This window comes from Rhodococcus sp. 06-221-2, assembly GCF_002258365.1.
In the GTDB taxonomy this organism is placed as follows: Bacteria; Actinomycetota; Actinomycetes; order Mycobacteriales; family Mycobacteriaceae; genus Rhodococcoides; species Rhodococcoides fascians.
In genome coordinates this window covers 28,051-46,772 of sequence record NZ_NOYJ01000038.1, presented here as the reverse complement: position 1 = coordinate 46,772, position 18,722 = coordinate 28,051, and the positions used below count along the sequence as shown (strand labels likewise).

Below are 18,722 nucleotides of genomic sequence, written 5' to 3'. Positions count from 1 at the left end.
TACAGAAGCGGATCTGAATCGAGCAGAGACGCTACTGAGCTGAGGACTCTGCGAAAGTGGTATCTCCGACGAGGGTTTCGGCGTTGGACTTGTCGACCAATGCAGTGCCCGCATCGACGAAGGACTCGACGCTGTCGCCGTTCGCGACGGCGATGGCCGTCTGTACTGCCTTCTGGCCCTCGCTGCCCGGATCGTTCGACGCCGTGGCCACGTACTGGTCTCCGTCGGCAATGGCCTTGACTGCCTCCATCAAACCGTCGACACCGAACACCTTGACGTCGGTGCGGTTGTTCTCCTGCAGAACCTGCAGTGCACCGAGAGCCATGTCATCGTTGTGCGCATATACGGCCTTGACATCCGGGTTCGCCTGCAGCAGATCCTGCATGGCGGTCACCGCCTCGGACCTGATGTAGTTCGCGTACGGACCTTCGACGATGGTGATGTTCGATGCGGCATCCGCGGCGGCGTGGAAGCCGTCGCTTCGGTCCTTCGCGACGGTTCCACCTGCGTCACCCTGGATTTCGATGACCTTGCCGCCGTCTGGGCCAAGAGTCGCAACCATGGCCTCACCGACGAGCTGACCCATTGCCTTGTTGTCACGTCCGACGAAGGACTCGGCTCCCGAGTCGATCGGACGGTCGACGGTCACGACCTTCACACCTGCTGCCTCGGCCGCAGCAAGTGCGGGGGCAATGCCTTTGGGGTCGACCGGATTGATGATGAGAACGTTGATGCCGCGAGTGATCAGGTCCTGAACGTCGTTGTTCTGCTTCGTCACATCACCGTTGGCGTCCACGTTGAGTAGTTCGTTGCCCTGCGCCTGCGCCTCGGCCGTCGCTGCATCGGTCAGCGAGACGTAGAAGGGGCTCTGCTGGGTGGCCTGACTGAACCCGATCTTGGCCTTGGCACCTTCGGGTAGAGAATTGGTTGCTGTCGAGCTGCCGTCGCCGGGGGTCGAGCATCCTGCGATGACGACGGTCGCGAGGGCAACCAGCCCGGCCGACTTCATTGTCGTGGCGAGTTTCATGGGGTCCTTCCGAAAAAGTGTGGGCCGATGTGGGGCGGGCTCAAACGTAGGCAGTGACTCGGGTCACGGTCAACACTTGAGCGTAATTATGCTCATATGAGCATTTGTCGAGATCGGAGACCCACCGGAATGCGGGATCCGACGTGCGCGTTGAGCACGTCATGACATCGAAGCCGCAGGTCACGCACTTACCCGGTGCGCAACGCCATCACTGGTGGAACGAATGGCTCGATTCCAAGCAGTCGTTTCCCGCCACCGGCAATTACGACCTGGCGGCCAATGCGCACGGGCTACTGATGGTGCACAACGAGGACACGGTGTTTCCCGGCGAAGGGTTCGACTCCCATCAGCACGAGAACATGGAGATCGTCACGTGGGTGTTGGAAGGGACGCTGAAACATACTGACTCCGAGGGTAATTCGGGGCTGATCTACCCCGGCCTCGTTCAACGCATGAGTGCCGGAACCGGAATTCGGCACACCGAGACCAATGCATCGAGCCGGTCCAGCCGAGAAAAGCTGCGCGTGGTGCAGATGTGGATCCCACCCGACACCGATGGAACCGATCCCTCCTACGAAGAGCTGGACGTGCAGGACCAGCTGGCGAGCGGCGAGCTGGTTCCGGTGGCGTCCGGCATGCCGGGTCGGGGCGGCGTTTGGATCGGCAACCGCTACGCGACGCTGCATGCCGCCCGACTCGCACCGGGGGAGTCCGTCACCGTCCCTGACGCGCCGTACGGTCACGTCTTCGTCGCCGACGGTTCCGCAGTGTTCGAGACCGTCGGAGACGTTGCCCAGGGTGACGCGGTACGACTCACCGCCACCGGAGGTCACCGTGTGACAGCATCGACGGCGAGCGAGATCTTGATCTGGGAAATGCACGCCGGCTTCGCCTGACCCAGTTCTTCTGACACAGGGAGATTCACCATGCCAACCGTTGTCACCGACGATGCCGTCTCCCTGAACTATCTCGACGAAGGCACCGGCCCGGCCGTGGTTCTCGTCGCCGGCTTCTGCGCACCGGCGACCACCTGGATGTTGCAGCAGAAAGCGTTGGTGCGAGCCGGATACCGTGTTCTGGCCCTCGATCGACGGGGTCACGGCGCCTCCGATGCACCGACACACGGAGCGTCGATGGAGCGGCACGGACGCGATATCGCGAATTTCCTCTCGGAGGTGGGCGTCGACGAAGCCGTCTTGATCGGAGGTTCCATGGGGGCCAACACCATCTGGTCGTACGTCTCGCAGTTCGGCACCGACCGCGTTCGAGCCATCGTGTCGGTGGATCAGACACCGAAGATGGCGAACAGCGACGATTGGTCGAACGGCTTCTACGGTCTGACCGACAGCAATCGAACGTCGTTCTTCGACAGCGGAATACCCGACACGGGCCACGGCCGACCGCAGTGGAAGTCGGTGCCTGCACTACTGAAACTCGCGTTTGCATTGCGCGCGATGCCGAAGATGGCATCACCCGACACGGCCCCGATGAAGGCGCTACTGGCCGATCATGCGGCGCAGGACTGGCGCGCAACCATGTCCGGTACCGATAGGCCGTACCTCATGATCGCCGGACGCGACAGCCAGTTCTGGCCTGCTGCACATGCTTCCGAGTCCGCGAAGCTCAATTCTGGTGGTCGATCTGTGGTCTTGGAGAACTGCGGTCACGCTGCCAACATGGACCGGCCGAACGAGTTCAATGCGGCGATGCTGGAATTCCTCGACTCGATCGACTGAGGTTACGACTGCTCGCGCCCGTCCAGAGCCTCAGCACACGTAACAAGGCTGCGGTGCAACACTTCTCGCTCACTCTTGGACAGCGACGCAATCATGGCATTTTCCACCGCGGCGACAGCGGCCGACGCTTGCCGCAGGCGCTCCCTGCCCAGGGTCGTCACGTACAGACGCTGGTCTCGACCTACCCCCTCGATCTCCACCAAACCGCCGCGTGTGAGCCCGGCCAGCAGTTGATGGGTTGCCTGCCTGCTGACGAATACCGCGCGCGCGAGTTCGGCGTTGGACAGTCCCGGTTTCTGCGCGAGGAGTTCGAGGCTCGAGTACTGCGAGACGGTGATATCGAGATCGCGTAGGCACTCGTCCATCGCCGAACGCAGGGCGGACGTGGCCCGCTTGAGGGCGTACCCGATCGAGGTGTCGACATCCACTTGACTCATGTCAACATCTTGACATACGTTCAGCTCGTCAAGAACTTGACGAACTACCGAAAGGACACGACATGACCGTTGCAACCGTTTCCGGACCGAGCTTCCTCTCCCTCCAGGTACGTGACCTCGCCGTCAGTGCAGACTTCTACGAATCGCAGCTGGGCCTCGTCCGCGCACCCCAGGCACCACCCGGCGCAGTGGTGTTCACCACCTCACCGATACCGTTCGCCGTCCGAAACCCCGCTCCCGAAACGGATCTCGACAGTGGTCAGCCGGGACTCGGAGTTGCCCTCTGGCTGGTGTGCGACGACGCCGAAGCGCTCCACGAAAATCTCGTCGCCGCCGGCGTGACGATCGTGACCGCCCCCTTCGACGGCCCCTTCGGAAAGACCTTCGTCCTACGTGACCCCGACGGATACGCCGTCACCGTGCACAGCAGTTAGCCCCGAAGTCATCGACAAATGTGGGACCCTGAGCGCGGATGCCACCTCCGACGCGTAGGGAACACGACCATCATCGAGCGCCTGAAGAACCGCCTCATCGAGTCGGCGAACGCACCTCGAAAAGCCTCGAAACCGCCCGGGCCGATCCTGCTGGTGTTCACCACGATCGCCGCCGTCACGTGGGTATGCGTGTCCAGGAACTGGTGGCCCTCGCCCTACGGACAGTTCGCCTGGTTCGATCCGCTCCTCGCCGGCGCGTCATCGATCCTGGTGTTGCTGATCGTCGGGCTCATCTGGGCAATTCGCACCCTCCACGTCGTCGGCCAGGATCGAAGATGGTCGTGGTGGATAGCGCCGGCTCCGGTGGTGGTGGGCTTGGCAGCGGCTGTTCTGGTACTGCTGCCACCGGACAATATGCTGGACCATCGCGACGAATTCGAGGCCGTTGCGCGAGAATTGAGTGCACAGCCCTCGAGTAGCCGCGAACACATCGAGATCGGCCCGTTCGACATCAGCTCGGCACGCGCCACATCTGGCGGCGAGGTCTACTTCACCGAAGACGGCGGCTTCTCCCTCATGAGCTCCTCCGGCTGGGTCTACGCGCCAGGTGGGCCGCCCGTGGGTTTCGACGATTTCACCGCCACCCACCTGGACGGTCCGTGGTACGAATTCACAGCCATCTGGCGGGACTGATTTCTGTCTCCGAGCGACGGGTCCTCGAGCTGGCTCGTCGGTGACGAAAGCTGTTCAGGGGAGTCGCTTTTCCAGCCATACCTCGGCGTAGGGCTCGGCGTTGAACGCCGGTACCTCCCGATAGCCGAGCTTGGAGTACAGGCCCCGGGCCTCGACGAGGTCCGCTCGCGTATCCAATCGCATTGTCTTGCGGCGCGATTGCCGGACCGATCCTTCGACGAACTCGACGACCGACGCCCCGACGCCGTTTCCGCGGGCACGCGCGTCGACGAAGACCCGAGTCAGTTCTGCGATGTCGTCGGAGACGAAACGAGCACCACCACAACCGACCAGCGTCGAGCCCAGGTATGCGACCACGAACAGACCCGAATCACCCACGAGATCGTCACTCGGCTCGTCGACCATGACTCGTCGTACTTCCTCGTCCGACGCCTCGCGGCCGTAGAAGCGTCCGACGATATCGACGTTGTAGCGAAACAGGATGTCGAGCGCCGGCTCCGAGGAGGGATGAACGACGGCGAACGTCGCCGATACAGGCACTACTTCGCGGCGGCCCGTTTGGCGAGCACCTTCGAGATCCCGAGCTGCGCAACAACGATGATGCAGCCGACGATCGCACCGATGACTGCCGACGCAAGAGTGTTGACGATCCACGCCAGCACTCCGCCGACACCCGCGACCCCACGCACCGCATCCTCACCGTGGTGCACCAGCTCGTAGATGGGGTGGAAACCGAGCTCGTCGATGCCCACGAGAAGGATGTGCCCACCGACCCACAGCATGGCTGCGGTGCCGACGACCGACAGCACTGCCATCACCTTCGGCATGCCCTTGACCAGTCCGCGGCCGAACTTCTCGACGAACCCGGACGAGCCCTCGGCCAGCTTCAGACCGATGTCGTCCATCTTGACGATGAGGGCGACGACGCCGTAGACGACGATGGTGATGACCACCGCGACGACCGCCAAGATGATGAGGCGACTCCAGAAGCCCTCGCTCGCAATGGTGTCGAGAGCGATGACCATGATCTCGGCGGAGAGAATCAGGTCGGTCCGAACGGCACCGGACACCACGCTGTCCTCGTCCCGCGGCTCGTCCTCTGCCTCGGCGTGATTATCGCCGTGGCCGAACAGCGCTCCCCAGATCTTGTGCGCTGCCTCGTAGCTGAGGTAGCAGCCACCGAGCATCAGAATGGGCGTCAGCAGCCATGGGAGGAACTGACTGAGCAGCAGGGCGATCGGCAGAATGATCAGCAGCTTGTTCCGAAGCGAGCCGACAGCGATGCGCTTGATGATGGGCAATTCCCGTTCGGCCGCGAGACCGCGAACGTACTGAGGCGTCACCGCTGCGTCGTCGATCACGACACCGGCGGCCTTGGCCGTCGCTTTGCCGGTAGCGGCTCCCACGTCGTCGATCGATGCTGCCGCCAGCCGTGCCAGCGCGGCCACGTCGTCGAGCAGGGCTACCAGTCCGCCGGCCATCAGTGATCTCCGAGTGAAGACGAATGCACGATCAGGCTCCTAGGGCTGAGTACGACGCCGAAATCCGGCAATCCACGTGCTCGAACCATACCGCCAGTAGCTCGCTGCGGACCACACATCGGAGTGGGATGTATGGTTTCCTATACGTATAGCGAGCTATACCAACGAACGGAGCATTCAGGTGAGACTCAGATGGATATCGGTCGCCGCTGTCGGCCTGGCCACTGCATCAGCGACGGCACTGCTCGCCTGGCTCGTGTCACCCATCGCGCCAGGGGTTTCCGCGCTGGTGTTCGGCGTCACCGCGCTGCCCTTCGGCGCAATGCTGGGCTGGATACTGTTCGTCGCACCGGTCACCGCCGACCAGACCTACACCTCGGGCGACAGCGTCGAAAGCCATTGGACAACATCCGCGTCCAGCGGTACGGCCACCGATCTGGTGACCGTGCTGGGTCTGACTCTTGCGGTGGTGTCCATCGCCCGCGTCGATCCCCCGGCCACGCTGCTGCTGACGGGCTTGCTGCTGGCGGCATTCGCATCGTTCACCGCGCGGTACGCGTTCGCGCGCTACCGGGCCCTGTCCGAGTGAAGAACGATGTTCGACGGCGCCGCACCGAGAAGCGGTGGTCTCAGAGCGAATTGGCCGAGCGAATCGACGTCACCCGACTGACGATCATCTCCATCGAGAAGGAGCGGTTCGACCCGAGCCTGCCTGTCGCCTTCCGCCTTGCCGCAGCATTCGACTGCACTATCGAGGAGTTGTTCGAGCCGGATACGAATTGACCGGACCTCACGTCACCAGGTCTTCGCTCTTCAACCACTCGTAGGCGACATCGGATGGGTCTTCGCCCTCGATGTCGACCCGCCCGTTCAACTCCTGCATCAGGTCGTCGGTCAATCGCTCGGATACGACGGCCAAAAGATCGGCGATCTCGGGATGCTGTTCGAGCACCGCGTCGCGCACCACCGCGGTCCCGCTGTAAGGCAGGAAGAAGGCCCTGTCATCCTGCAACACAGTCAGATTCAAGTTCTTGATTCTGCCGTCGGTGGTGTAGACCATGCCGAAGTTGCACGGTGAGCTGTCGGCGGTCGAGGTGTAGACGACACCCGCATCCATCCGCGTGACGTTGCCCGACGGTACGCCGTCGGGTGCGTTCAGTCCGATGCCGTAGGTGTCGAGCATCGGTCCGAAACCGTCGGAGCGAGAGAAGAACTCGTCGTCGACGCAGAACGTCCTGTCGGCCACGGGGAGCTTCGCTACATCCGACAAAGATGCGACACCCAGGCGCTGTGCCGTCTCGGCCGAGGCGGCGAACGCATACGTGTCGTTGAAATTCGCGGGCGGTAGCCAATCGAGGTTGTGCTCACTCTTCTCGATGTCGCGGACGCGCTCCCACAGCTCCTGCGGATCACTGATCGTCTCGGTCTGGCTGTGGTAGTTGACCCACCCGGTACCGGTGTATTCCCAGAGGATGTCTGCGTCACCGTTGAGCTGTGCCTGTCTCGACGACGCCGACCCCGGTGCTCCGGTCAGGTCGGTGACTTTCGCGCCGGCAGCGGCAAGGTATGTGGCCGTGATCTTTCCGAGCAATACGCCCTCGGTGAAGCTCTTGCTCGTCACCACCAGCGATGCGCCGTCTAACGGGGTCGCACCGTCCGGAAGTGACGTGCTCTCGAACGTTCCCGACGAGCTGACCAACCCGCAACCGGCGAGTGCTGCCGTCAGCGCGAGAGCGGTTGCTGCCGTGGACAGTCGGCGAATCATGCCACTCCTCGTGGGGTCGCGATCAGTTCGACCACACGGCCGAGCCAGTCGATGATCAGTGCGAGCAGCGCGACGAGAACGGCACCGGAGATGAGTAACTTCGGTAGGAACAGCGTGGTACCCGTGGTGATGAGCGTGCCGAGGCTTGACGCCCCGATGAAGGTGCTCAGTGTCGCGGTGCCGACGAGAATGACCAACGCGGTACGTACGCCGTTCAGGATCACAGGCACCGCGAGCGGCAACTCCACCTGCACCAGCGTGCGGAGGCCGGAGAACCCGATTCCCCGGGCCGCTTCGATGGTCCGCTGATCGACCTGTTGGATTCCGACGATCGTATTCTGCAGAATCGGCAGTATCGCGTAGACCACCAATCCGATGACGGCGGTGCGGAACCCGGTTCCGAGCCACATCGTCAGCAACACGATCAGACCCACCGCCGGAGCGGCCTGGCCGATGTTGGCGAAGTTGACGGCCACCGGTCGGAAATTCTTCGCCCTGTCGCGAGTGAGCAGGATGCCCAACGGAATTGCGATGGCGACGACGATCACGGTCGCGGTCAACGTCAACACGATGTGGTCGACGATCGTCGTCTTCAAATTGTCCCAGCCCAGTGATGCCTGCTCGGTAGTCGTCAGCGTCGTGGAGCGGTACCACAGGATGTAACCGACCCCGAGCACGACGATGAGGAGCGGCTCGAACCACACGTCCAACGGTGCGCGTCGAAGTCGATTCATGTTGCTGCGCCCTCGGTATGGGCCGAATACGAGACGTGACCGTCACCGGAGCGAGCATCCGAGAGTTGGCCCCGAATGACGGCCATCACGGTTGCGATCGTCAGTGCGCCGGTGACGGCACCGCGGCCGTCGGTGACGAGTACGCCGCCCTGACTGGCGGCCAGCATCGTGTCCAGTGCGTCGTTGAGCGTGGACGACGGTGCGACGGTGGGCAATCGCTCGTCGACATAGTCGGTGATGCGCTCCTTGGTGGCGACTTCGTCCAGCGACGGCCAGGCGCGGGGCCGGCCGTGTTCGTCGATGACGACGATCCAGGTGGCACCCTGAGCCCGAGCACGAGCGATGACCTCCTGCGACGCATCGCCCACCTCGGCGGTGACGACCGAGTCGTGGTCGACGTCTTTGACGCGGGACAACGTCAAATGTGCCAGCGTGGCCCCGGATCCGATGAACTCCTCGACGAACGGGCTCGCGGGTTTTGCCAAGATTTCTTCCGGCGTCGCATACTGCTCGATGTGGCCGCCCTCGGACAGAATCAGTACCTTGTCACCGAGCTTCGTCGCTTCCTCGAAATCGTGGGTGACGATCACGATCGTCTTCGCCAGTTCGTGCTGGATGGCGATGAGGCTGTCCTGCAGTCGAACCCTGGTGATCGGGTCGACGGCACCGAACGGCTCGTCCATCAGCAACACCGGTGGATCGGCGGCGAGTGCTCGCGCCACACCCACTCGCTGTTGCTGTCCGCCCGACATGTCCTTGGGTAGACGATCGCGGAAGTCGGCGACGTCGAGTCCCACCAGATCCAGCAGGTAATCGGTTCGCTCGTCGATCTTCTTCGCGTCCCACCCCAGTACCCGTGGAATGGCGCCGATGTTCTTGGCGACCGACCAATGTGGGAAGAGTCCGCCGGACTGAATGACGTACCCGATCGACTGCCGCAGCTTGTCCGCATCCTCACCGGTGACGTCACGGTCGCCGATGAAGATTCGGCCCTCCGTCGGCTCGATGAGGCGGTTGATCATCTTCAGCGTGGTCGTCTTCCCGCAACCCGACGGACCGACGAACGCGACGATGTGGCCGGCCTCGATATCGAGGTCGATCTTCTGCACCGCCGCCTTGTTCTGGCCCTTGTACTGCTTGACCACACCGTCGAGGCGAATCGAGGCGCCGGTGACCGTTCGCTCGCCGGTTGTGTTGTCCGTCATGACAATCCCTTCGAGATGGTGAGGCGCCCGAGAAGGACGAGCAGGCCGTCGAACACCAGGGCGATGACGACGATGAGCACTGTGCCGGTCACTGCCATCTCGACGGAATTGGTCCCGCCCAGTCTCGACAGGCCATTGAAGATGAGCGACCCGAGGCCCGGCCCGAGTACGTACGCGACGATGGCCGCGACGCCGACAACCATCTGAGTCGAGACGCGGATTCCGGTGAGAATGACCGGCCATGCCATGGGCAGCGAGACGGAGACGAGGATGCGGCTGCGCGAGAACCCGATTCCTTTCGCCGACTCGATCACGGTGTCGGGAACTCCACGCAGTCCGACGATGGCGTTGCCGATCACGGGCATGGCGGCGAAGAACGCGAGCATGATGAACGAGGGCACCACACCCAAGCCGAACGGGACGATGAGCAGCGCGAGCAACGCCAGAGACGGAATCGTCAGCGCTACTCGACTGGTCGTCAGCGTCAGTGCCGAGAAGAGAGGCAGACGATGGACTGCGATCGCGATGAGCACGGCCACGACCGTGCCCACCAGAACCGTCTGAAACGCCAGCGACGCATGTTGATAGGTCAGAAACGCGAGGGATTCACCCCGCCCCTGCAAATAGCCCCATAGATCCACGAATTCCCTCTCGCCCGGCAGATCGGACGACGAGCGTAACCCGCATTTCCCCGGGGCGTCGGGGAAATGCGGGTTCGCCAAAGGCCGTGCAGCAGAGCGATACGCGGGTTCATCTGCGCGAATACGCCCTTGCCGAGCGCCCGCACGGACTTAAAATCAGCTCGAGCAGAATCGGTTCTACTGCGTGTACGAACTCATGAAGTTGCCGAGCCGCTCGAGTGCGGTCGAGAGATCGTCCACGTTGGGCAGGGTGACGAGCCGGAAGTGGTCGGGCACATCCCAATTGAACGCTCGACCGTGACTGACCAGGATTTTCTCGGATTCGAGCAGGTCGAGGACGAACTTCTCGTCGTCGACGATGCCGAAACGGTCGGTGTCGAGCTTGGGGAACATGTACAGCGCGCCCGCAGCCTGCACACAGCTGATCCCGTCGATGGAGTTCAGCATTCGATGCGCCAGATCCCGCTGCGCGGTCAACCGACCCGTCGGCAGCAGAAGGTCCTCGATCGATTGACGGCCGCCGAGCGCCGTCTGTATTGCATGTTGTGCAGGCACATTCGCGCACATGCGCATGTTGGACAGCAACGTGATGCCCTCGATGAAGCTCGCCGCACGGCGTCGTGGACCGGTGATCGCCAGCCATCCGGCACGGAATCCACACACTCGGTAGGCCTTCGACAACCCCGAATAGGTCAGGCAAAGCACATCTTTGCCGGTGAGAGTTGCGAGATTGGTCATCTCGGAACCGTCGTACACGATCTTCTCGTAGATCTCGTCGGCGAGCAGAATCAGATCGTGCTCGCGCGCGAGGTCGACGAAACGCTGCAGAACGTCGCGTGAGTACACCGCACCAGTGGGGTTGTTGGGATTGATCACGACGATGGCCCGGGTACGGGTGGTGATCTTCGATTCCAGATCCTCGAAGTCCGGAGCCCAGTCCTGAGTCTCGTCTGCCAAGTAGTGGACCGGAGTGCCTCCGGCGAGAGCAACCGAACCCGTCCACAGCGGGTAGTCGGGGGAGGGGATCAGCACCTCGTCCTCGGGGTTGCACAGCGCCTGCATCGTCATGGTGATCAGCTCGGAGACCCCGTTGCCCAGGTAGACGTCGCCGACGTCGAGGTCGCTCAGGCCCTTGGTCTGGTAGTACTGGACCACCGCGGTGCGCGCCGAGAACAGGCCCCGCGAGTCGGAATATCCCTGCGCGGTAGGCAGATTGCGAATCATCGCCATCATGATCTCGTCGGGTGCCTCGAAACCGAACGGGGCCGGGTTACCCACGTTGAGGCGCAGGATCTTGTGCCCCTGCTCCTCGAGTTCCTCGGTCTTGTCCAGAATGCGGCCACGAATGTCGTAGCGAACATTCTCGAGCTTGCGTGCCTGATCGATCGATCGCGTCATGACGATAGTTCCTCCTGTCGAACGGACGGCGACATCCGAGTTCGGACCGCCACTGTTGCACATACGATGACCGCTGCTCCACCCACGACCACCGGCCACGTCAGTCCCTCGTGGAGCAGAATCGCGGCCCAGCAGATCGTCAGCACCGGCTGAACGAGCTGCACCTGGCTCACGCTCGACATCGGACCGATGGCCAACCCCCGATACCAGGCGAAGAACCCCAAATACATGCTCACGACGGCCAGATAGGCGAACGCAGCCCACTCGGGTGCACCTGCTGTCGACGGCTGCTCCCACCACGAGAAAGCGGCCATCGCACCGGTCACCGGAACGCTCACCACCAGAGCCCACGAGACCGTCTGCCAGGCCCCGAGTTCGCGGGCCAGCAAGCCCCCTTCGGCGTAGCCCACCGCCGCTGCGACAACCGCCCCGAGGAGCAACAGGTCCGACCACCCGAGCCCGGTCAGCCGTCCGCCCTGAACGGCCGCAAATCCGATCGCGACGACAGCTCCCATGGCTGCGACAAGCCAGAACATCGGCCGGACGCGTTGCCGCTCGCGGACGACGGCGAAGGCCGCGGTCGCAGCCGGCAGAAGCGCGATGACGACGGCACTGTGGCCGGCGGAGGCGGTGGTCAGAGCGAACGACGTGAGCACGGGGAAACCGATGACGACCCCGGCCGCGATGACACCCAGTCGAACCCATTGCCGTCCGCGTGGCAACCGTTGCGAGGTCAGGGCCAGGGCGGCAGCAGCGAGGGCCGCGGCGACGACGGCGCGTCCGGACCCGACTAACAGCGGCGACAGGCCACCGGTCACGGCAATCCGAGTCAGCGGCACGGTGAACGAGAACGCCGTGACACCCGCCAGTCCCCACAAGAGGCCGGCTCGGGATAGCAGTCCCGGCGCGAGCTGGGTAGCGCTACTATGCTGTGTCATGTCCGACGATAGCAGTTCCCGGATCGTGTCTGCACTGCGAACCTGGATCGCAACCGCCCCGCCCGAGGCGAAGCTGCCATCCACTCGTGCGCTGGTGGCCCAGCATTCGGCCAGCCCCGTGACGGTGCAGAAAGCACTGCGCACGCTCATGTCGCAGGGGGTCATCGAAACACGGCCTGGCGTCGGAACATTCGTCAAGACCGTGCACACGGCCCGCCCGAACGACTACGGGTGGCAGACTGCCGCGCTCGGTGCACCCGGAAACAGATTGCAACTCCCCGCCGCACTGCAGTCCACGTCGAGTGACGTGATCGCTCTGCATTCCGGTTACCCGGCCCGAGAGCTGTTGCCGGAGCGACTCGTTCACGCTGCTTTCACCCGGGCCTCACGCACCGACGCAGTGGTTGCCCGGCCGCCGACCGCAGGCCTGCCCGAGCTTCGAGCTTGGTTCGCCGCGGAACTCGGCGCTTCCACCCCGCTGGGCGTCACGCCGCCCTCGGCCAGCGACGTGGTCATCATCCCGGGCAGCCAGACCGGCCTGAGCACGGCTTTTCGGGCGCTCGTCGGTGCGGGACGCCCACTTCTCATGGAATCGCCGACGTACTGGGGAGCGATCCTGGCGGCAACGCAGGCGGGCGTTCGCGTGGTCCCGGTCCCCACCGGGGTCGACGGACCCGACCCGGACGCGCTGGAGCAGGCATTCGCCGAGTCCGGCGCGCGGGCGTTCTACGCTCAACCGACCTTCGCCAGCCCCACCGGAGCACAGTGGTCTCCGGACCTGTCCGAACGTGTGCTCGACATCGTTCGACGACACGGCGCGTTCCTGATCGAGGACGACTCCGCCCACGATTTCGGCATCACCGCCGAACCCAGCCCATTGGCCGCACGAGACGACGGCGGACATGTGGTGTACCTGCGTTCGCTGACCAAGGTCGTATCACCGTCGATTCGGTTGGCAGGCTTGATCGCTCGTGGCCCGGCCCACGAACGTATCCTCGCCGACACGGGAGCCGAATCGATGTACGTCAGCGGCATCCTGCAGACCGTCGCTCTCGACGTCGTCACCCAACCCGCCTGGCGCACACACCTACGACGCCTACGCACGCAACTCGAAGCGCGTCGAGACCTATTGGCCCACAGCCTGATCGAGTTCGCCCCTCGCGGGCATCTCGACCGGATCCCCCGGGGTGGACTCAATCTGTGGATGCGCCTGCGTGACGACATCGACCTGGAAGGCGTTGTGCACAAATGCAAATCGGCGGGTGTTATCGTCGGAGCGGGAGACGACTACTTCCCGGCCGAACCCACCGGCAAGTTCCTTCGTTTGAATTACGCGGGCTCGAACGCCGGTGAGTTCCCGGATGCGGCACGCACGATCGGATCGGTCATCTGAGACTGTTCGACGCTTCGACGGCGAACGTCGAGGTGCGGCCCCATACGAACCAGACCAGAGGCCCGAGAAACGGAAACGCGAGCACGACGAAGATCCACACCGCACGGCCTGCGACACTGTAATTGGGTGAGCGAAGGATGCTGACGAGCGCGGCGACGAACAGAACGACCGCGCCGAGCACCGCCACCAAGACGATGGTTCCCAGCCCGAACCCGAGTACCTGCTCGGTGGTCGAGTGTTGTTGTGAAAGTAGTACTGCGGCGTGCATGACGGTTCCTCTGCTGTGCTTGTTCTTCGCTGTTTCGTTGACGACCACAACGCTATGGACCCGAACGTTCCTGCACATCGGTCTGCACGTGTATCTCGTCGTACATCGGACGATGTAGGCCTACCGCCGGAGTCGTCGCGCAGTTACCGTGGTGCGGACGTATACGACCTGGGGGGGACTTGTGCAGACCGTCAAGAACGACTACACGACGTGGAGGGCCTTGGGGCCGGGTGGCTTACCGGCCAACGTCGGTGGGTGGTTGATCGCTACCGCGCTACGACCGTTGTCCAGACGTGACCTTATGACCGTCGCCGGCGCGTCGCGCGCAGGCCGGCACTGGCACCTCGAACCGCGCCGAGGACCACGTCCGAGGATCGCCCCGTACCCGATTCCACATCGTCAGCTCACCGACCGTGCTACGCCCGTACTGACAGACAGGATCACCGGCGCAGTTGCTACCGAAGCGCGCACGAACAATCGATACCACCTGGCGCGCAGCCACTTCGAGAGGCGAGGGGACGCACTGTATCTGACGGATGTCACCACTGCTGCACCGTGGATTTCGCGAACCAACGGCGAGATACTCCACGTCCACGAGACCGAAGGATCGATGCACGTCGTCATGCAGCCCGACGATGCTCAAACCGTCATCTCCGCGGGCTGGGGTGAGCTACACCCCCTCGCCGGACGCCCTGGCCTCGGACTTCCCGAAACCTACGTCTTCCTCTACGCACCGAGAGACTCCGACGACGCAGATCGAATCGAACAGATCATCCATCGCGCAACAGCTACTTCGACGATATGACCCTGCGCTCCAGGGGGTTCGCCTTCATCGCCGGGTACATTCCTGAGCGCCACAAGGTCGCAGCCGTCGACTGCGGTCTCCTTCTCGATTCGATCTTCATCCTGGATGCGAAGTCTGCGGCGAAACCTTCTCGCGTATAGCTGGATTCGATGACATCCACGCAGTGCGGATCGAGGTCTCGAATCCGACGGCCACTGACGTCCAGGTGTGCCGCATCGTGCAGCAGGGCCGCCTCCGATCCCATCGGTGTCTCGACGTCCATGTGCCTGGCTACAGTCTCGTGGACGATCTGCGCCGTTCGGTCGTCGCCTTCGTGTCGGCGGACGAACTCTTCGGCTATCCCGGCTCCGATCACCGCAAAACATCCAGCCACCGGGTTCTGTTCTGCGCCGAGAGCTATGTCGTGCAACAGGCACGCGACGTACAGCGCCTCCCGATCCGGCCGTAGACCGTCGATGACCGCAAACGCCGACGCGTACTGCCAGCACCGCACGCTGTGCATCAACATGGGCTCACTGAGGCACTCTCTGGCCTCCTCCAGTGCTTCCCGGCACAACCGTGAATCCGGAGCATCGACTGTGTGCCATGCGGAACCCGCCGAACGTCGCCGGGGACCGAGCACGGTACCGGGCAACATAGTGAGTTGTTCTCGCACAGCAGCTGCCATTATTCGCGCACGATGACCTGCGCTCAGCTCACCGGGTTTCATCGGGTGTTCCCTTCAGGTGGCGGAGCATATCCGCCCGCGTGATCGCGAGCATGGCGTCGAGCATGGATCGATCGACGATGCGTCGTTGATGCAGTGACACAGCACCGTTCATCGCCGCCCAGGCATTCAGAACCAGTGCACGGGGGAGGACGTCGGCACCGGCGTCCTCCACCGCACGCGTCACCGAATCGATGAGTTCACCGAGCGCAGTGTCGATCTTTTCCTTCGCCTCACCGACCGACGCGGACTCGGACTTGTCCACATCCGTCAGCGCCAGCAGCCGCAACGCCAATGGATCGTCGCGGTGAAACGCGATGTAGCGATCGAGGAACTCGGCAACGACGTGCGCAGAATCGACCGCATCGGTGGGGGCAGTCATTTGCTCAGCGTGGCTCTGGGCGGTTCGCCACGCGAGAGCGGCGTAGATGTCCACCTTGCCGGCGGGGAAGTTTGCGTAGATCGAACTCACCGCCACATCGGCTGCGGTGGCCAGCATCTCGATCGTCGTTGCCCGATATCCGTGGCGTAGGAAGAGCGAACGAGCGCCGTCGAGCACCGCAGTGTGTGTTCGACGCTTCCGCTTGTCGGTGGGGGTATCCAAGACCACAAGCTTATCGTACTCTGATTCCGATATCGGAATCCAATTACGATAGAGGGGTAGCGATGACAGCCAACGAAGTACTGACACCGGACAGCGGCAGCGCCGCGATGACCATGTTTCTCCCGCAATCACCGTTCGTGAAGCAACTGGGCATCGAGCTGGTCGACATCGACGAGGGCACAGCTCGACTGCGGCTGCCGTACCGCGACGAGCTGTCCACCGTCGGCCAGATGCTGCACGGCGGCGTGATCGCCGGCTGTATCGATATCGGGATCATGACCGCAGCATGGGCCGGATCCGAAGTGCCCGAGAAGCTTCGGGGCGTCACCGTTTCCATGTCTGTGCAGTTCATGGAACCGGTATATGCCGAGGGTGTCGACATCGTCGGTACTCGGATACACGCGGGTCGGAGCCTGAAGACGTGTCGAGTCGACATCGTCGGGACCGAATCCGGCCGCCTCGTCGCAACCGGCACGGGAACCTACAAAGTCGGCTGAACTCTGGGCAGAGACCGCAGAACATGTGACGATCGATGAATGACACTCGATGACATCGTGAATCTGGTCGGCAGCTTCGACGGCACGTTGGCGCAGCGGCCTCGGGAGGGTGACGGGACTCCGGAACTCGCATGGGGCGATGTGTTCTTCTACTACTCGCCGGACGGAACTGTTCCGTCGTCCACCCAGCCGTTCGCGACCATCGTGACGAAGAACTATCCGGGAGACGAGATGTCCCGGCTGGACCGGCCCGACGCGTTCCGTGTCAATGTCATTGCAGGAAAGCAGGAGTTCGAACGCCTATTGGGACTGCCCCCACGCGAAGCAGCCCACGCACCCCAGGCCGATACCGACGACACCCTTGCCGCCCACCCTCAGTACGGCACTGCGGGCTGGTTGTCGGTGGTCAACCCGTCTTCGCAGACCGAATCGCAGATCGGGGAACTCCTCGAATCTGCGTACAGCGTCACCAAGGACAGGTACGAGCGCCGCCGACACTGATCACTCGAAGAAGTCGTCCATCGATCGGGACAGTCCTTCGATGTCGAGGCCGTTGGCTCGGTCGTGTTGGGCCACCGTTCCGTACTTCCTACGCTCTCCAGGCTCCACCCCGATCCCCAGTACGCGATGCCGTATGTCTGCCATCGCTCGATCGATCTGCGGCACAGAGGTTCCCGCGAGATAGGGCTCGACGATCATGATGTCCGGCGCAGTCAGCGTTTCTCGAAGAGTCGTACCGTCGAAGGGCCTGATCGTCGACGCGTGCATCACGGTGACGTCACGTCCACTGGCCGCGGCCAGGACCCGGTCCGTCATCGGACCGACCGAGATCACAGTGCCCGAATTACCCTGTTGCAGAACGGTCATCGAACCTCCGGGTCGACCGTACGAGTGATCGTTCGAGACGCCGTCAAGCCTGATGTAAACGCGGTCGTCGGATGCAGCGGCACCGCGCAGCATCCATTCGACCTCGTCGACGTGCCCGGGCACGTGCACCGTCCACCCGTCCAGGGTGTCCAGCAGTGCGACATCGCGTTGGCCGAAGTGCGTCTCACCGCCTTGCGGCCACCCGTAGGAGCCGCCCGAGCTGACCAGGATCGCGCCGACATCCTGATGTCCCAGATCGAGTTTCACCTGCTCGAAGGGTCGCTCGATCAGAAACGGTGGAAAGGTGTGCACGATCGGACGCATTCCGGCGAGCGACATACCGCCTGCGACACCGATCATCGCCTGCTCTCGAATACCCACGTTGACCACACGCGATCGGATGTCAGGAGTGAGGTGCGGTTCGAGATAGGCGGCGCCGATCTCGGCCAGTACCAGCACGACTCGCTCGTCCTGCACCAACAACTCCGGCAGCAGTCGGTAGAAGGACTCGCGTTGATCCGCGGTCCTCTTCATCGTCGACGTCATTCAATTCTCCTTCTTCTCCACGTGGGCGACCACTACGTGAGGCCGGTCGCCGTGATCGATGCGAAACGCCCGCCGGAGCGCACTGTGGTCCCTCCCGTCGACGTCGGAGGTCGACCACCCCTCGACGGCGAAGCGCGACGCGATGCCGCCGGGCCAACCCAGACCAGCCGAATCGTTGTCGATCACCACGGTCGTCAGGTTGGCCAGCTGCGATCGGCCGGCGAATTGGATGGCTTCCATGTTGCTGCCCTCGTCGAGCTCGGCGTCACCGATCAGTACGAACACCTGAGCCTGGCTTCGCTGAATCTGCAGCGCCACAGCAGTTCCGGCTGCCAGCGCCAGACCATGACCGAGTGATCCCGATCCGATGTCGACCCCGGGAATCAGCGTGCGGTCCGGATGATTGCCCAGCGGTGAGTGGTAGCTGCCGAACGAAGCAAGCTCGTTCGGCGTCAAGAAGCCCCGTGCAGCGAGCACTGCGTAGTACGCCATCGGGCCGTGCCCCCTTGGAGAGGTAGAACCTGTCGCGATCGGGATCGTCGGGCTG

25 protein-coding genes are annotated in these 18,722 nt (G+C 63.2%); 10 read left to right on the top strand and 15 right to left on the bottom strand.

Annotated features, from left to right (window positions below; genetic code table 11):
• Window positions 1-31 precede the first annotated feature (31 nt).
• Window positions 32-1,027, bottom strand: a complete 996-nt coding sequence (locus tag CH281_RS25755) for a substrate-binding domain-containing protein (RefSeq protein WP_230591037.1) — start codon at window positions 1,025-1,027, stop codon at window positions 32-34.
• 161 nt (window positions 1,028-1,188) lie between these two features.
• On the opposite strand from CH281_RS25755, the gene CH281_RS25750 reads away from it, so the two are divergent.
• Both CH281_RS25750 and CH281_RS25745 read left to right on the top strand, forming a co-directional pair.
• Window positions 1,189-1,923 (top strand): pirin family protein, encoded by a 735-nt coding sequence (locus CH281_RS25750; RefSeq protein ID WP_057474555.1) that lies wholly within the window; start codon window positions 1,189-1,191, stop codon window positions 1,921-1,923.
• A 30-nt stretch (window positions 1,924-1,953) separates the two neighbouring features.
• Window positions 1,954-2,763 (top strand): alpha/beta fold hydrolase, encoded by an 810-nt coding sequence (locus CH281_RS25745; protein WP_094695863.1) that lies wholly within the window; start codon window positions 1,954-1,956, stop codon window positions 2,761-2,763.
• A gap of 2 nt (window positions 2,764-2,765) precedes the next feature.
• Here the strand turns inward: CH281_RS25745 and CH281_RS25740 are convergent, their stop codons facing one another.
• A complete protein-coding gene (locus CH281_RS25740) occupies window positions 2,766-3,200 on the bottom strand; it encodes a MarR family winged helix-turn-helix transcriptional regulator (RefSeq protein ID WP_094695862.1) in 435 nt (144 codons plus the stop codon).
• 62 nt (window positions 3,201-3,262) lie between these two features.
• On the opposite strand from CH281_RS25740, the gene CH281_RS25735 reads away from it, so the two are divergent.
• Window positions 3,263-3,634: a VOC family protein gene (locus tag CH281_RS25735; protein ID WP_032367695.1), complete on the top strand. Its 372-nt coding sequence runs from the start codon at window positions 3,263-3,265 to the stop codon at window positions 3,632-3,634.
• Window positions 3,635-3,652: 18 nt separating this feature from the next.
• A complete protein-coding gene (locus CH281_RS25730) occupies window positions 3,653-4,327 on the top strand; it encodes a DUF1109 domain-containing protein (protein ID WP_256984034.1) in 675 nt (224 codons plus the stop codon).
• A 54-nt stretch (window positions 4,328-4,381) separates the two neighbouring features.
• Here the strand turns inward: CH281_RS25730 and CH281_RS25725 are convergent, their stop codons facing one another.
• Window positions 4,382-4,867, bottom strand: a complete 486-nt coding sequence (locus CH281_RS25725) for a GNAT family N-acetyltransferase (protein WP_094695861.1) — start codon at window positions 4,865-4,867, stop codon at window positions 4,382-4,384.
• Window positions 4,867-5,808, bottom strand: coding sequence for a DUF808 domain-containing protein (locus tag CH281_RS25720; protein WP_094695860.1), 942 nt, complete (start codon window positions 5,806-5,808; stop codon window positions 4,867-4,869). The genes CH281_RS25725 and CH281_RS25720 overlap by 1 nt, the downstream gene beginning before the upstream one ends.
• A 181-nt stretch (window positions 5,809-5,989) precedes the next feature.
• Here CH281_RS25720 and CH281_RS25715 point away from each other — a divergent pair, with 181 nt between their 5' ends.
• Together CH281_RS25715 and CH281_RS25710 are read left to right on the top strand one after the other, a co-directional pair.
• Window positions 5,990-6,397 (top strand): hypothetical protein, encoded by a 408-nt coding sequence (locus CH281_RS25715; RefSeq protein WP_094695859.1) that lies wholly within the window; start codon window positions 5,990-5,992, stop codon window positions 6,395-6,397.
• Window positions 6,394-6,591 carry a helix-turn-helix transcriptional regulator gene (locus tag CH281_RS25710; protein WP_032373454.1) on the top strand — a complete coding sequence of 66 codons (198 nt, stop codon included), beginning with the start codon at window positions 6,394-6,396 and terminating at the stop codon, window positions 6,589-6,591. The genes CH281_RS25715 and CH281_RS25710 overlap by 4 nt, the downstream gene beginning before the upstream one ends.
• 7 nt (window positions 6,592-6,598) lie before the next feature.
• Here CH281_RS25710 and CH281_RS25705 read toward each other — a convergent pair whose 3' ends face one another.
• The 6 genes from CH281_RS25705 to CH281_RS25680 form a co-directional block, all read right to left on the bottom strand.
• On the bottom strand, window positions 6,599-7,573 hold the full coding sequence (locus tag CH281_RS25705; protein WP_032373453.1) for a glycine betaine ABC transporter substrate-binding protein: 975 nt from the start codon (window positions 7,571-7,573) through the stop codon (window positions 6,599-6,601).
• Window positions 7,570-8,307, bottom strand: a complete 738-nt coding sequence (locus CH281_RS25700; RefSeq protein WP_179274294.1) for an ABC transporter permease — start codon at window positions 8,305-8,307, stop codon at window positions 7,570-7,572. The genes CH281_RS25705 and CH281_RS25700 overlap by 4 nt, the downstream gene beginning before the upstream one ends.
• On the bottom strand, window positions 8,304-9,512 hold the full coding sequence (locus CH281_RS25695) for an ATP-binding cassette domain-containing protein (RefSeq protein WP_032367689.1): 1,209 nt from the start codon (window positions 9,510-9,512) through the stop codon (window positions 8,304-8,306). The genes CH281_RS25700 and CH281_RS25695 overlap by 4 nt, the downstream gene beginning before the upstream one ends.
• Window positions 9,509-10,153 (bottom strand): ABC transporter permease, encoded by a 645-nt coding sequence (locus tag CH281_RS25690; protein ID WP_032367688.1) that lies wholly within the window; start codon window positions 10,151-10,153, stop codon window positions 9,509-9,511. Before CH281_RS25690 ends, CH281_RS25695 begins: the two co-directional genes overlap by 4 nt.
• Window positions 10,154-10,330: 177 nt before the next feature.
• Window positions 10,331-11,551 (bottom strand): pyridoxal phosphate-dependent aminotransferase, encoded by a 1,221-nt coding sequence (locus CH281_RS25685; protein WP_032392587.1) that lies wholly within the window; start codon window positions 11,549-11,551, stop codon window positions 10,331-10,333.
• Window positions 11,548-12,489 carry a DMT family transporter gene (locus tag CH281_RS25680; RefSeq protein ID WP_094695858.1) on the bottom strand — a complete coding sequence of 314 codons (942 nt, stop codon included), beginning with the start codon at window positions 12,487-12,489 and terminating at the stop codon, window positions 11,548-11,550. Before CH281_RS25680 ends, CH281_RS25685 begins: the two co-directional genes overlap by 4 nt.
• Here CH281_RS25680 and CH281_RS25675 point away from each other — a divergent pair.
• Window positions 12,488-13,882: an aminotransferase-like domain-containing protein gene (locus tag CH281_RS25675; RefSeq protein ID WP_094695857.1), complete on the top strand. Its 1,395-nt coding sequence runs from the start codon at window positions 12,488-12,490 to the stop codon at window positions 13,880-13,882. The two genes, CH281_RS25680 and CH281_RS25675, sit on opposite strands and share 2 nt — an antisense overlap.
• Here the strand turns inward: CH281_RS25675 and CH281_RS25670 are convergent.
• Window positions 13,875-14,150, bottom strand: coding sequence for a PLD nuclease N-terminal domain-containing protein (locus CH281_RS25670; RefSeq protein WP_027495096.1), 276 nt, complete (start codon window positions 14,148-14,150; stop codon window positions 13,875-13,877). The two genes, CH281_RS25675 and CH281_RS25670, sit on opposite strands and share 8 nt — an antisense overlap.
• Before the next feature lie 181 nt (window positions 14,151-14,331).
• On the opposite strand from CH281_RS25670, the gene CH281_RS25665 reads away from it, so the two are divergent.
• Window positions 14,332-14,955: a luciferase domain-containing protein gene (locus CH281_RS25665; RefSeq protein WP_143544886.1), complete on the top strand. Its 624-nt coding sequence runs from the start codon at window positions 14,332-14,334 to the stop codon at window positions 14,953-14,955.
• Here CH281_RS25665 and CH281_RS25660 read toward each other — a convergent pair.
• Complete coding sequence (locus CH281_RS25660; protein ID WP_179274293.1) at window positions 14,939-15,463, bottom strand: HD domain-containing protein; 525 nt, start codon at window positions 15,461-15,463, stop codon at window positions 14,939-14,941. The two genes, CH281_RS25665 and CH281_RS25660, sit on opposite strands and share 17 nt — an antisense overlap.
• 187 nt (window positions 15,464-15,650) lie before the next feature.
• Window positions 15,651-16,271, bottom strand: coding sequence for a TetR/AcrR family transcriptional regulator (locus CH281_RS25655; RefSeq protein ID WP_048318918.1), 621 nt, complete (start codon window positions 16,269-16,271; stop codon window positions 15,651-15,653).
• A 56-nt stretch (window positions 16,272-16,327) separates the two neighbouring features.
• Here CH281_RS25655 and CH281_RS25650 point away from each other — a divergent pair, with 56 nt between their 5' ends.
• Both CH281_RS25650 and CH281_RS25645 read left to right on the top strand, forming a co-directional pair.
• Window positions 16,328-16,762: a PaaI family thioesterase gene (locus CH281_RS25650; protein ID WP_094695854.1), complete on the top strand. Its 435-nt coding sequence runs from the start codon at window positions 16,328-16,330 to the stop codon at window positions 16,760-16,762.
• A 39-nt stretch (window positions 16,763-16,801) separates the two neighbouring features.
• The gene (locus CH281_RS25645; protein ID WP_032392592.1) at window positions 16,802-17,263 is read left to right on the top strand and encodes a DUF6194 family protein; all 462 of its coding nucleotides are present in this window, start codon (window positions 16,802-16,804) and stop codon (window positions 17,261-17,263) included.
• Here CH281_RS25645 and CH281_RS25640 read toward each other — a convergent pair whose 3' ends face one another.
• Window positions 17,264-18,175, bottom strand: a complete 912-nt coding sequence (locus tag CH281_RS25640; protein WP_218829795.1) for a transketolase family protein — start codon at window positions 18,173-18,175, stop codon at window positions 17,264-17,266. It lies immediately after the preceding gene.
• Window positions 18,176-18,667 (bottom strand): thiamine pyrophosphate-dependent enzyme, encoded by a 492-nt coding sequence (locus CH281_RS25635; RefSeq protein ID WP_256984033.1) that lies wholly within the window; start codon window positions 18,665-18,667, stop codon window positions 18,176-18,178.
• Window positions 18,668-18,722: the final 55 nt, after the last annotated feature.

Excerpts from the sequence above, each read along its gene's own strand:
- CH281_RS25755 (WP_230591037.1), bottom strand. The coding sequence starts at position 1,027 with ATGAAACTCGCCACGACAATGAAGTCGGCCGGGCTGGTTGCCCTCGCG.
- CH281_RS25750 (WP_057474555.1), top strand. The coding sequence starts at position 1,189 with ATGACATCGAAGCCGCAGGTCACGCACTTACCCGGTGCGCAACGCCAT.
- CH281_RS25745 (WP_094695863.1), top strand. The coding sequence starts at position 1,954 with ATGCCAACCGTTGTCACCGACGATGCCGTCTCCCTGAACTATCTCGAC.
- CH281_RS25740 (WP_094695862.1), bottom strand. The coding sequence starts at position 3,200 with ATGAGTCAAGTGGATGTCGACACCTCGATCGGGTACGCCCTCAAGCGG.
- CH281_RS25735 (WP_032367695.1), top strand. The coding sequence starts at position 3,263 with ATGACCGTTGCAACCGTTTCCGGACCGAGCTTCCTCTCCCTCCAGGTA.
- CH281_RS25730 (WP_256984034.1), top strand. The coding sequence starts at position 3,653 with ATGTGGGACCCTGAGCGCGGATGCCACCTCCGACGCGTAGGGAACACG.
- CH281_RS25720 (WP_094695860.1), bottom strand. The coding sequence starts at position 5,808 with ATGGCCGGCGGACTGGTAGCCCTGCTCGACGACGTGGCCGCGCTGGCA.
- CH281_RS25705 (WP_032373453.1), bottom strand. The coding sequence starts at position 7,573 with ATGATTCGCCGACTGTCCACGGCAGCAACCGCTCTCGCGCTGACGGCA.
- CH281_RS25700 (WP_179274294.1), bottom strand. The coding sequence starts at position 8,307 with ATGAATCGACTTCGACGCGCACCGTTGGACGTGTGGTTCGAGCCGCTC.
- CH281_RS25695 (WP_032367689.1), bottom strand. The coding sequence starts at position 9,512 with ATGACGGACAACACAACCGGCGAGCGAACGGTCACCGGCGCCTCGATT.
- CH281_RS25685 (WP_032392587.1), bottom strand. The coding sequence starts at position 11,551 with ATGACGCGATCGATCGATCAGGCACGCAAGCTCGAGAATGTTCGCTAC.
- CH281_RS25675 (WP_094695857.1), top strand. The coding sequence starts at position 12,488 with ATGTCCGACGATAGCAGTTCCCGGATCGTGTCTGCACTGCGAACCTGG.
- CH281_RS25680 (WP_094695858.1), bottom strand. The coding sequence starts at position 12,489 with ATGACACAGCATAGTAGCGCTACCCAGCTCGCGCCGGGACTGCTATCC.
- CH281_RS25670 (WP_027495096.1), bottom strand. The coding sequence starts at position 14,150 with ATGCACGCCGCAGTACTACTTTCACAACAACACTCGACCACCGAGCAG.
- CH281_RS25660 (WP_179274293.1), bottom strand. The coding sequence starts at position 15,463 with ATGTTGATGCACAGCGTGCGGTGCTGGCAGTACGCGTCGGCGTTTGCG.
- CH281_RS25650 (WP_094695854.1), top strand. The coding sequence starts at position 16,328 with ATGACAGCCAACGAAGTACTGACACCGGACAGCGGCAGCGCCGCGATG.
- CH281_RS25645 (WP_032392592.1), top strand. The coding sequence starts at position 16,802 with ATGACACTCGATGACATCGTGAATCTGGTCGGCAGCTTCGACGGCACG.
- CH281_RS25640 (WP_218829795.1), bottom strand. The coding sequence starts at position 18,175 with ATGACGTCGACGATGAAGAGGACCGCGGATCAACGCGAGTCCTTCTAC.
- CH281_RS25635 (WP_256984033.1), bottom strand. The coding sequence starts at position 18,667 with ATGGCGTACTACGCAGTGCTCGCTGCACGGGGCTTCTTGACGCCGAAC.